7 protein-coding genes are annotated in these 11714 nt (G+C 44.9%); 5 read left to right on the forward strand and 2 right to left on the reverse strand.

Annotated elements, in window-relative coordinates; translation table 11 throughout:
* Positions 1-327 precede the first annotated feature (327 nt).
* The 5 genes from GC098_RS02875 to GC098_RS02895 all read left to right on the forward strand — a co-directional run bounded on the left by GC098_RS02875 (position 328) and on the right by GC098_RS02895 (position 9402).
* Positions 328-1788, forward strand: a complete 1461-nt coding sequence (locus GC098_RS02875) for a sulfatase family protein (RefSeq protein ID WP_171640791.1) — start codon at positions 328-330, stop codon at positions 1786-1788.
* A 34-nt stretch (positions 1789-1822) separates the two neighbouring features.
* The gene (locus GC098_RS02880; RefSeq protein ID WP_171640794.1) at positions 1823-2584 is read left to right on the forward strand and encodes an ABC transporter permease; all 762 of its coding nucleotides are present in this window, start codon (positions 1823-1825) and stop codon (positions 2582-2584) included.
* On the forward strand, positions 2560-3390 hold the full coding sequence (locus tag GC098_RS02885) for an ABC transporter ATP-binding protein (protein WP_171640796.1): 831 nt from the start codon (positions 2560-2562) through the stop codon (positions 3388-3390). Before GC098_RS02880 ends, GC098_RS02885 begins: the two co-directional genes overlap by 25 nt.
* Positions 3391-3446: 56 nt before the next feature.
* On the forward strand, positions 3447-4541 hold the full coding sequence (locus GC098_RS02890) for an ABC transporter substrate-binding protein (protein ID WP_171640798.1): 1095 nt from the start codon (positions 3447-3449) through the stop codon (positions 4539-4541).
* A 145-nt stretch (positions 4542-4686) separates the two neighbouring features.
* Positions 4687-9402, forward strand: a complete 4716-nt coding sequence (locus GC098_RS02895; protein WP_171640800.1) for a family 20 glycosylhydrolase — start codon at positions 4687-4689, stop codon at positions 9400-9402.
* A gap of 51 nt (positions 9403-9453) precedes the next feature.
* Here GC098_RS02895 and GC098_RS02900 read toward each other — a convergent pair whose 3' ends face one another.
* Together GC098_RS02900 and GC098_RS02905 are read right to left on the reverse strand one after the other, a co-directional pair.
* Positions 9454-10158, reverse strand: coding sequence for a response regulator transcription factor (locus GC098_RS02900; RefSeq protein WP_216625134.1), 705 nt, complete (start codon positions 10156-10158; stop codon positions 9454-9456).
* Positions 10158-11672 (reverse strand): sensor histidine kinase, encoded by a 1515-nt coding sequence (locus GC098_RS02905; protein ID WP_171640804.1) that lies wholly within the window; start codon positions 11670-11672, stop codon positions 10158-10160. The genes GC098_RS02900 and GC098_RS02905 overlap by 1 nt, the downstream gene beginning before the upstream one ends.
* Positions 11673-11714 lie beyond the last annotated feature (42 nt).

Below are 11714 nucleotides of genomic sequence, written 5' to 3' on the forward strand. Positions count from 1 at the left end.
AGTTACTACTGCATCGAATGTAATTTGGTACATGTAAGGTCTTTTTTACCAAAGGAATCGATTTTTAAATCTGGCTTCCATTATGTTAATTCAACTTTGTATCATGTTGGTTTATGTCGTAAAACACAAACTAACCTATTATGGATGGGAGACACCAGCACCAATGTATGCTTGCATGCGGGAAGGGCTCTCTAGACTAGCCTAAATAGCGTCTCGCAGAATGGCAAAAAGGTTGAAAAAAATTCAACCTTATACGGATACATATTTATACATACAATTAAGTCATCTTCATCAATATTTATTCGTAACGCCAGGAGGTAACACCCTATGAGAATTATCTACTTAGATATCGATTCACTTCGTCCTGACCATATGAGTTGTTATGGCTATAACAGGAATACGACGCCGAATATCGATACCATTGCCTCAAGCGGGATGATCTTTAATAGCTGCTACACAGCATCCTCCCCTTGCGTACCATCCAGGGCAAGCTTCATGTCTGGTAGGTTCGGCATTAACCATGGAACATTGACACACTGGGGGCCAGGAGGAGAGTTCCAGTATCCGGAGGGAGACGGACATAGTGAGGAGATACCGTTCTTCACAAGACATTTACGCAACGCTGGCTACAAAACAATCACCTTCTCCACGTTCGGAGATCGGCACCATGCCTGGTGGTACTTTGCAGGATGGAACGAAGTACACACACACACGCTAAAGGAAGGGAACGAGAACGCAGATGAAGTAAACGCTTCCGTAATACCTTGGCTGAAGCAGCACGGGAAGGAAGATAACTACTTCCTGCACATCCAATACTGGGATCCTCACTCTTTCTATACGTATCCAATTGAATATATGGAGCAGTTTAAGGATGAACCAGTGAAGCCTTTCCCGGATGAGGCTGAGATTGCAAATCAACAGCATCATAGCTTCCCTCGATCTGCGACATTCTTGCATTGGGGTAATAAATACCCAGCTACAATGCCGGAGCAAATTACGAATCGCTCGGATTTCAAGCATCTTATCGATGGTTATGACGGTGGAATCAGCTATATGGATAAACATGTTGGCGAGCTGCTGAACACACTTCGAGAGCTGGGCATTGAAGATGAAGTCTGTTTCATTATCAGCGCGGATCATGCAGAGTCGATGGGCGAGCAAGGCATTTATGTCGAGCACCCAAGCGCAACCGAAGCCGTCCATCATATACCGCTCATCATCAAAGTGCCCGGTGTTACCCAACCGGGGCAAGTGGTAGACGGCTTTGTCTACAACGTAGATGTGATTGCCACAATTACGGATCTGGTTGGACTTAAAGTTCCATCCGGCTGGGACGGCAAATCGTTCCTTCCGGCGCTCAAGGGCGAACATTGGCACGGCCGTGATTACTTGGTAATGGATCATGCACTATATGTGTGCCAGCGTGCAGTACGGGATGAGAAATGGTACTTCATCCGAACTTACCATCCTGGCTTATACTTGCATTTTGATGAAGTCATTTTATATGACATGGTCAATGATCCGAATCAGACTCGCAATGTAGCGAGCGATTACCCAGACGTAGTGAAAGAAATGGATCACCGTCTAACCGCTTGGCTGCATGAACAGGCACGCAGACCAGACTATAAGGTAGATCCAATGCAGAAAGTACTGGAAACAGGTCCGTGGAAATATTTGAAAGCGGAAGACTGGGTGCGAAGATTGGAGCAGGCAGGTTGGAATGAAGCAGCAAACAACATCAAACGAAAATACCAGAGAGAAGCACTGCAGCCTGCATATGACGGCTAATGATTTCTAATCGGACCAAGAAGGATGATATTATATGAAGAGATTCCCAAGCTGGCTTTTGACCGTCATTTCCATCGTTATCGGAATTGTAGTATGGTACCTGCTTTCAGCCATACCTGCAGTTGGAGCGATTATCACGAGTCCAATAAGAGTTGTAAAAACATTGCTAGCCGAAATTGAAAGCGGTCGTATGTTGTCGAATATATGGGCAAGTCTGCTGCGTGTCATTGGCGGCTTTTCGCTCGGATTAATTGTCGCGATTCCAGCCGCTTTCCTTATGGCGTGGTACGCCGTTGTCCGTGCGATTGTAGATCCTTGGATCCAATTTTTCCGCACGATTCCGCCTATCGCTTTAATCCCCCTCGTTATCGTTTCTCAAGGCGTAGGGGAATCTGCAAAGATCAGTGTTATTTTTGTGGCGACGTTCCTCGTAATGGTCATCTCGATCTTTCAGGGGGTTCGTAACGTCGATCCGACGCTCATTCGTGCGGCAAGAGTCCTGGGTGCGACGGATAAGCACATTTTTCTGGAAGTCATTGTCCCGGCATCGTTTCCCTATATTCTTGTCGGAGTCAGGCTTGGCCTTGCCGCAGCTTGGACGACATTAGTAGCTGCTGAGCTCACAGGCGCAAGCAAAGGTTTAGGCAATATGATTATGGAAGCAAGCTTATACTTCCGAATGGATGTCGTTATTCTCGGCATTATGGTAATTGGCCTCATCGGATTAAGTATGGATAAGTTCGTACTCTTCTTAGAAAGGAAGCTGACAGGATGGCAGGAGCTCCGGCAAGGATAATAAGTGATTTAAATGTACAAGGTGGGAATGCGGCTGCTAAAATTGAGATTCGAGGACTTTCCAAGGTCTACAAAGGCCGTAACGGAGATACGGTAGCCTTGCAAAATACTGATCTTACGATTATGCAAAACGAGTTTGTCAGCGTCGTCGGACCCAGTGGCTGCGGAAAAACGACGCTCCTGAACATTATTGGCGGTCTCGAACCGTCCACCTCCGGCTCGGTCAAGGTTGATGGTATCGAAGTGAAGGGCCCAGGCAAGGATCGCGGTGTTGTGTTCCAGCAGTACGCGTTATTTCCATGGAAAACTGTTCAGAAGAACGTCGAATTCGGCTTAAAGCTTAGAGGACTGAGTAAGCAGGAGCGCAAAGAGAAGGCCGAGCATTACTTGGAGCTCGTCGGTCTTAAAGATTTCGCAAATGCTTATCCAAAAGAACTGTCTGGCGGTATGAAGCAGCGTGTGGCCATTGCGAGAGCATATGCCGTTCAGCCTGAAGTTCTGTTGATGGATGAACCATTCGGCGCCTTGGATGCTCAGACTAGAGCACAGCTGCAGGAGGAACTGCTGAAGACATGGCAGAAAGAGAAAAAAACTTGCTTTTTCATTACGCACGATGTGGAGGAAGCTGTGATTTTGGCTCAACGCGTTATTATCATGAGCGCAAGACCAGGCAGAATTAAAGAAATTATTGATATCGATATTCCTTACCCTCGAGATCAGTCAACCAAGCTGGATCCACGATTCATAAGTATTAAAAATGAAATTTGGTCCAAAGTATACCGTGAATATCTTGAAGTTTCAAAGTAAGGGGATCCATAGGTGAAAGCTAGTATAACTAAGATACATTAGGGAGGTCTTTATCCATGGTTGCTCAATTTAAATCTCTTTCCAAGCTTACGGTTACTTCTGCATTATTCAGTGTGACTATTCTTCTAAGTGCGTGCGGCTCAGGCAGCAGTCCTACGAACGCAGGTAACGCCACACAGACACCTGCGGCGCCGGCTACTTCAGCTGTCAGCACACCGACACCAAAGACCGAAGTGAAGATGGAGACGATCAATTTCGCGTATATGCCGAATATGGGAGGCGCTGCTCCGGTAGCGTTAGGTGAGGATAAAGGTTTTTTCAAAGAACAAGGCATTAAATTGAATCCGGTTAAATTTCTAAGCGGTCCTCCGGAGTTTCAAGCTATGGCGTCAGGTGATATCGACATCGCTTATATCGGTCCAGGCGCTACGTTCTTAGCCGCTCAAGGCCAAGGCAATATTATTGGTCTGGTCTCTCTCGGTAAGGCTGATATGGTTCTTGCAACGAAGAAATCCGGCGTAAAAGAGTGGAAGGATTTGAAGGGTAAGACTGTAGGCGTTCCGAAAGGAACTTCCGGCGAAATGGTTCTCAACCTTGGTCTTGAGAAAGGCGGATTAAAGCCAACCGAGGTAAATATGGTGAACATGGATGTGGCAGGAGCTGTTTCCGCTTACGTGGCAGGCAAAGTAGACGCCGTTGCGATTTGGTCACCATATACGGTGGAAATCGAGAAGCAAGTAGGAAAAGAAAACATCGTGAAGCTAGGCGATAACAGCAGCTTTTACCCGGATTACAGCTTCCCGTCTAGTTGGGTCGCTAGTCCGAAATTCTTGAAAGAGAAGCCGGAGCTTGCAGAGCGATTTATGAAAGCGATGAACAAAACGACAGATTACAAAATTAGCCATCTGGATGAAGCTGTCAAGCTGACTGCGGCGTATACGCAAGTGCCTGAAGACAGTCTGAAGGAAGAGCTAAACTCCATCGATTGGATTGACAGCAAGAAGCAAGCGGAAGTGTTTAAAGATGGTAGTGCCAAAAAATGGTTTGATAACTTGCAAAAGCTGTTCGTTGACACCGGCAAGGTGACAAGCACAGTTCCTTCTGAGAAGTTTATGACAACAGAACCTGCTATTAAAGCAGTTCAGCCTTAACATTTGCTAAGCGAAAGAGGAAGAGGAGGACTCGTCGTCCTCCTCCATAATTAGGCTAGACGTACTCATTTGTTTCCGTAATGTCAATCGAGAGGTGAATGTTTAAGGACTAAGTGAAAGCGCTTCACTAAAAAAGGAGGAACTTATGAGAAAAAAGATATTGAATAAGCTGGTATCAACTGCAGTCGCGGTTACAATGGCATTTGGCGGAGTGATGGTGTCACCTGCAAAGGTGATTATGGCTGATACGGTGAATGCGATGCCGCCGATTCTTCCGAAACCTGCAAGCTATACAGGTAAAACCGGTTCTTTCACCGTAACGGCTAGCACTAAGATCTACGTACAAGGTAAAGATGCCGCAGAAACCCAAGAAATTGCTGACAATGTGGGGGCTTATCTGAAAAACAAATTTGCCACAGCAGCGGGTTATACGTTAAGCATTTCACAATCGGCACCTACTGGAACAAACTATATTTACTTTACAACAACAGGTGGCGACAACTCAGCATTGGGCACCGAGGGTTATAATCTTGATGTAGCCGCAGACAGCATTACAGTAGAAGCCAACAAACCGGCAGGTTTGTTTTATGGCATGGACTCCATCAGACAAATGCTTCCAGCTGAAATTGAAAAAAACTCTTTGGCTAATGGTGTGACGTGGAGTATACCTTGTGCGATGATCAGCGATACCCCAAGATTTGGATATCGTGGTTTCATGATCGATGATGCCAGACATTTCATGACTGTTGATGAAGTCAAACGTCAAATCAACAATGCTGCCCAGTATAAGATGAATACGCTGCATCTTCATCTGAGCGATGACCAGGGTTGGCGTTTGGAATTGAAAAATTATCCACAGCTTGCCAAGATCGGCGGTTCTCAAGTCATTGACGACTTCTATGCTACAAATGACTTTGGTGGATTAACCAAAGGCAGCGCTGCCTACTATAAAGCAGCTACTGGTCCTGCAGGAGGAATCACGGGTTACTATACACAGGATGAGTTTAAAGATATCGTAGTCTACGCACAGGCGCGGTATATGCAGATTATTCCTGAGTTTGATGTACCCTCCCATACAAATGCGCTTTTGTCAACCTATGGCTTCTTAAATCCAGATGGTCAACCCAGTGCTCAGTCAGGTAACACAGGGAAGAACCTTCCGGCGAATCCATATAGCGGTAATGGGGTTGGATTCAACGAATTGACAGCCGGTAACCCAGCCACGATGGCATTTTTGGATAACTTATTCGCAGAAGTAACAGCCATCTCCCCATCCCCTTACATTCATATGGGTACGGACGAAGCAGCTTCATCAACATTAGCTGACCGTAACTGGTTTATTGATTATCTGGTATCTCTCGGTGTTAAGTACAACAAAAAAGTAATTGGCTGGGATTCGGCGGATGCTATTAATTCATCTTATCATCTTACCGATGTCATACAGTATTGGCATAACATGGATAAACCCAGCGTTCCTGGTAATGCCTTTAACCAAGGCAAGAAGGTAATCGTATCCAATCAGAACTATTCTTATCTGTCCAAGAAAATGACTGCCAATATGCCGGTTGGTAGAGGCAGCGGGACTAATGTCCTGACTACAGAGGTAGCGTATTATGATGATCCTCGTAATCGGATTGGGGCAACCAGCGACGACCAGATCCTAGGAGTAGAAGCTGCTCTTTGGGCTGAAACTGTAGGCACCCCCCAAGGCTTAGACATGCTGTTCTATCCAAGACTCCCTGGTTATGCGGAAATAGGTTGGTCTCCTAGAGGCACCAGCGGATCAGTAGGCTGGAACAATTATAAGGGGAGGCTGCTAGCCAATACGACAAGAATGACATACCAAGGAATAGGATTCTTCCCTGATCCAACCGTATTTGATGTCAAGGTACCCGTATCGTCAGGCAATGCAAATTCTTACTATAATATGAATGAAAATACAGCAAATGGTCCAACGCTTGAAGACGTTATCAACGGTAACAACGCAACAATATCCGTAGCGACAGGCGTAACGCCATCAGGAGCCATCACAACGGTTCCCAATGATTTAAGTCCAGCATTTGGAAATGCGTTGTCCTTTGACGGTACCAAAGGAAATTATGTCCATATAGGTAAATCTGATATACCTAAAGGCAATGATTGGACTGTTGCTCAATGGGTTTATAGGGAGAACATAACTCCTGCTCCCGCTACTATAGTTCTTGTCGCTGGTGATGGTGCTGTTATTAAGAGTGAGCAGTATAATAACAGTAAAAAAGTTGGAATTTCTGGACTCGATGCTAATGGAGTGAAAAAAGACTTCCAGTTTAGCAATTATACTGGAATACCTGTAGGCACATGGACACATCTTGCTTTCGTTGGTACATCCACAGGTACAAAACTATATGTAAACGGAACATTAGCTGATACGTTAGCTGTAGGGTCACAGGGTATTGTAAGTACTACGGGTACAACGGCTCCAATAGCTGCATTTCCCGGCCCTAGAAAAACGCTTGGTGCTGAAAATTCAACTTCTACCACTCCAAGCTTCAAGGGGAAAATGGACGAAACGAGAATCTATGAAAGAGCACTAAGCGCTGCTGAAATCACAGCACTTGCAGCAGTGACTTCAGGAACTGCGCCAGCACCATTTTTTGAAGATTTTGAAACAGGTTTTGGCAAATGGACACCTGTAGCTGGAATACCTTCATCCGATACGGCACAAAAAATAAACGGTGGAAACAGCTTTGTTGTTAATGAGGCCAAAGATGCGATTTCAAGTGTACTGCCGCAACCAATCAATGGTATTGCATCACTTTGGTTCTACGATACAGGTTTGTCAGGACTTAACCAACAAGCGTTGGTGTATGATTCTGCAAATCCAATCGGCCTGATTGGAGTGGGCATCAACAGCAGTATCAGTAATAACTATTATTCAGTTACAACCAGTTCCGCTCAAACCGCAGCGACAACGATTTCAAGAAAAACGGGTTGGCATAAAGTGATGGTTGATTACACTTCCAACAGCTCTGTAGACATCTATTTAGACAACAACAAGATAGGTACTGTTTCAGGGTATGCAAAATTTGACACAATTCAATTGGGAGATAACGCATCAAGCTCATACTTCGGTACACCAACAGGATATTATGATGATGTTCAGATTAATCATTTCTCAGCATCTCTCGCTGTACCTCCTTATGCTTCACCTGATTCAAGCTTAAGCGCCCTTATGTATAATAATGGAACGCCTGTTTCTGTTGATTATTTCACAGGGGGCCAGAAAACTTATGATGTGAAGTTGCCGGCTGGAACGACTACAATTCCTACGGTTACAGCAACACCAAAAGTAGCTGCTTCAATGGTGGTGATCACACAGGCTGCGACTTTGCCGGGAACAGCAACTGTACAGGTAACAGCACTTGATAGTTCTATATCCACATATACCGTTAATTTCAAAGTTCTTCCTCAACTAGTTCCTGCGACAATACAATCAAGTTATAGTGCTACTACGACCATGAACACACCGGTGTCAGGAAAAGTAGTACCAACGGGGGCACAGCCTGAGTACCCGGCGATCACCTTCGCAACAGTTGCTCGTGGTACGAAAAGTGAATATGGTACGGTTGCTACTACAAATGGAAAAGTGCTTGTAAATAACGATGGTACGTGGGTTTACAATCCTAAGCCAGGGTTTACTGGGACAGATAGCTTTAAGATTGACGTGGACCAAGGTACTGGAACAGCGGTAGCACAGACCACAGTGAACATGACTATAAATCCAAATACAGCTCCTACAGTCAGTGACTATAATGTCACTGCAAATCCTGGTGTACCCGTTACAGGCGCAGTAAGAGGAAGCGACACAGACGAGGATATATTGGTCTATAGCGTATTAACCCAACCGACAAAAGGAACGGTTACCTTACAGGCAAATGGGGTTTGGTCCTATACGGCTAGCACCGGTTCATCAGGAGTGGACAGCTTTGTAGTTAAGGTGGATGACTATAAAGGTGGAGTCGTAAACTCAACCGTGACAGTCAATATAACCGATAGCGATTTAACGCCACCATTAACTGAAGCTGCTTTGGACGGCGTGAAAGGCTCTGGAGACTGGTTTACTTCTGGCGTATCAGTAACGCTTCAAGCTCAAGACGATCGTACCGGTGTAACGTTTACTGAATATTCATTGACTGTCATTCAGAGCGTTTACGGTCAGCCGACGAATGGATTCGTACCTTATACGGCTCCGCTCCTGCTCAGCGATGGCATTTATCAGGTGCAATATCGCTCGACAGATAGAGCTGGAAATGTAGAAGCTGTCAAATCTGTTACCTTAAAGTCCGATACAACTTCGCCGACGTTCACTGTATCGGCGAACGGAAGTCCACTGACGGAGGGTGCAGTATTCGAGGATAGTCAGACAGTTACGCTTGCTTTGCAAAGCGCGGATAGCTTATCCGGCATCGCTTCTCAATCCGTCACGGTGGATGGAAAGCTCTATGAGCCCGGAACGGTGTTGAATTGGGCAGGTCAGCTCGGCATTCATTTCATTCAAGTTTCCGTAACGGATCAAGCGGGGAACACGAGTCTTCATACGACGAACGTATCAGTAACGACAAGCGGCACATCCATGCAGCTATTGTTGGCGGCATTCTCTGCAACCGGCGATGTGAGCGGGCCGCTGCTAGTCCAACTATCTAACAGCTTAATTCAAGCTCTAGATCAGTCTGCCAAGGGTCATAAGGATCAGGCAGTAAAACATATGCAGAATTTGCTTAAGCATATGGAGAATATAGATCAGCAGGGTAACATTTCTAACAATGCGAAGCAAGTTCTGACTACCGATGCGAATGCAGTAATTGCAGCCTGGTCAAATTAAGGCGTGAAGATGATATGAAATAATTGCTAAGTTAAAAAGCAAGAGGAGGACTCATCGTCCTCCTCTTGCTTTTTGTATAAAAGGCGTTACATTCAGTTCACGAAGCATGATAGTCACTTCTTTGGTCCTCTTCTTGTTGAACTTTTTCAAAATCACGTTAATTTGCGATTTGATGGTGGATAATTCGACTTGCCGTTCCTTTGCGATTTCCGTTATTTTCATATCTTTGAGAAGTAGATCTAGAATAACCAGCTCCGATGGGGTCATCTGAGAAAGAATCAACGTTGAATGCAATAATGATTCCTGATTGCGGCGGATCCTAGAGAACTCATTTTTGATTTTATAGGCAAACTCAGGACGGACTTGCACATTTCCCGCATGAGCAGAACGAATGCTCTGAATAATGGCTTCGCTTGAGCTTGTCTTCAGCACGTAATCGACAGCACCTGTTTCGAAAGCGCTGAATACCGTTTCATCATCTTCATGCACCGTAAGGAACACGATTCGTGTTTGCGGATGAAGTTCAAGCACTTTTTGTGCTGTGAGGATCCCGTCATGTCTCATTTCCATCTCGATATCCATGAGAATTAGATCGGGTGCTCCCAGCTCGGCTATAAGCTTCAGCACTTCTTTGCCGCTAGAGACTTGTCCGATTACCTTCAAATCATCTTCTCGATCGATCAGCTCACAGAAATGCTCCCTCAGAACATCCAAATCTTCAGCAACGATAATACGAATGGATGCTATCATGTCCATCAACCTTTCTTAGCCTCTAGTTTCAACACATATAGCGGCATAATAATTTGGAACGTGCTGCCCTTTCCGGATTTGCTGTCAAGATGGATGCGTCCGTAATGCCCAAGTACGATATGCTTGACATACGATAAACCGACGCCCCAATTTTTATTTGTATTTTTACTTGTATAAAAGGGATCAAAAATCTTATCCTGCAGATGGTCAGGAATACCCGGACCGTTATCCGAAATTTTGATGATCACCCAATTATCTTCTTCATAAACGCTGAGCTGAATAACGCCCGAAGAGTCGGATGCAATCGCTTCAACCGCATTGATCAGCAGATTATAAATCACTTCCGACATATGTTCAAAATCAGCCAAGATCATGGCTTCAATTTCAGGTCCTGTACATTTAATGATGATGTTCGAAGGTAAGGAGGGCATCCTTTCCAGCGTATGACGAATAAGCTTTTGCACGGACTGGGGTTTCAGTTGGAGATGGCTTGTTTTAAATGACTTGTACAACTGATCGAGTCTTCCGAGCGTTTGGTTCACAATGACGTCGGCTTTACTCAGCGCCGCCTCCACCTTTTGAACATCAGCAGCTTCACCGGTGGGCATGCCTTGATTAGCTTGCTTGATGAGCAGCTGAATCATGAGCAGTTGATTTTTTATGGCATGTGTAAACACTTGAGCTCCCATATTAGCCGTGTTTAGCTTTCGCTCCAGCATGAGGTCCTCGTTACCCATTTTCTTTTCAATTTCCGTATAACGCCAAATGGAGAGTATGCTGATAATAGATAAAATACCTGTAAAGCTAATGCTTAAATACCACTCAAGCAGGGTTAGAGGCGGATTAAAATTAGAGAAATCCGAATACAGCACATAGAAGGTGCGTACATCGAAGACCTGTAAAGGACCCATGAAGCCAAGATAAAAATAAAACAGAACCAGCGAGAGCACGCCGAGGATAATAAACTGGGTTTGTCTTTTTAACCATGGAATCGTTACGCGTTGATATTTCCAAATCATGATAGAAAGGGCTGCAGCTGCAGATAGAACAAGCCATCCCCTTGTTACCCAACCAACGATATAGGTATGATTGCGGTCCATTACGGTAAGCGCCCATTTGTAGATAATGGGATCATAGAAAATTAGATTGGCGAGAGCGGGCAAGAGAATTAACACATACACCTTCCACATGCGCTTCGCCGTTTTGTAAGACATTAAGGATATCGAGAGTCTGATCAAGCTAAAAATAAAAAGCGACCGCCCAACCGTAAGCATACGGCTAATTCCCTCAATTTTGATAGGAGCATTCAACAGCATATTGCGGATCGTGTCGTTGAAAAACAATACAATATTTACTCTGTAATAAAATCCGCCGAATTTGGCAATAAACAAAATCAATCCGGACATGCTAAGAAACCATCCGACTAGCACAAGTCCCATCCAATAGGCTGAAGGATTGCGCGCTTTGGCAATAAAGAGCGTAATGGCTGCAATCATGAGCAAGATAAGGAGTATCGTCATCGTGTCACCTGTTTATAAGTAGTAACTCTAATATAACACATC

It is taken from the genome of Paenibacillus phytorum, assembly GCF_013141715.1.
GTDB classification, from domain to species: Bacteria; Bacillota; Bacilli; order Paenibacillales; family NBRC-103111; genus Paenibacillus_E; species Paenibacillus_E phytorum.

Bases quoted from the DNA above. Each gene is read 5' to 3' on its own strand.
- GC098_RS02895 (WP_171640800.1), top strand. From the start codon at position 4,687: ATGAGAAAAAAGATATTGAATAAGCTGGTATCAACTGCAGTCGCGGTT.
- GC098_RS02890 (WP_171640798.1), top strand. From the start codon at position 3,447: ATGGTTGCTCAATTTAAATCTCTTTCCAAGCTTACGGTTACTTCTGCA.
- GC098_RS02885 (WP_171640796.1), top strand. From the start codon at position 2,560: ATGGCAGGAGCTCCGGCAAGGATAATAAGTGATTTAAATGTACAAGGT.
- GC098_RS02875 (WP_171640791.1), top strand. From the start codon at position 328: ATGAGAATTATCTACTTAGATATCGATTCACTTCGTCCTGACCATATG.
- GC098_RS02900 (WP_216625134.1), bottom strand. From the start codon at position 10,158: ATGGACATGATAGCATCCATTCGTATTATCGTTGCTGAAGATTTGGAT.
- GC098_RS02880 (WP_171640794.1), top strand. From the start codon at position 1,823: ATGAAGAGATTCCCAAGCTGGCTTTTGACCGTCATTTCCATCGTTATC.
- GC098_RS02905 (WP_171640804.1), bottom strand. From the start codon at position 11,672: ATGACGATACTCCTTATCTTGCTCATGATTGCAGCCATTACGCTCTTT.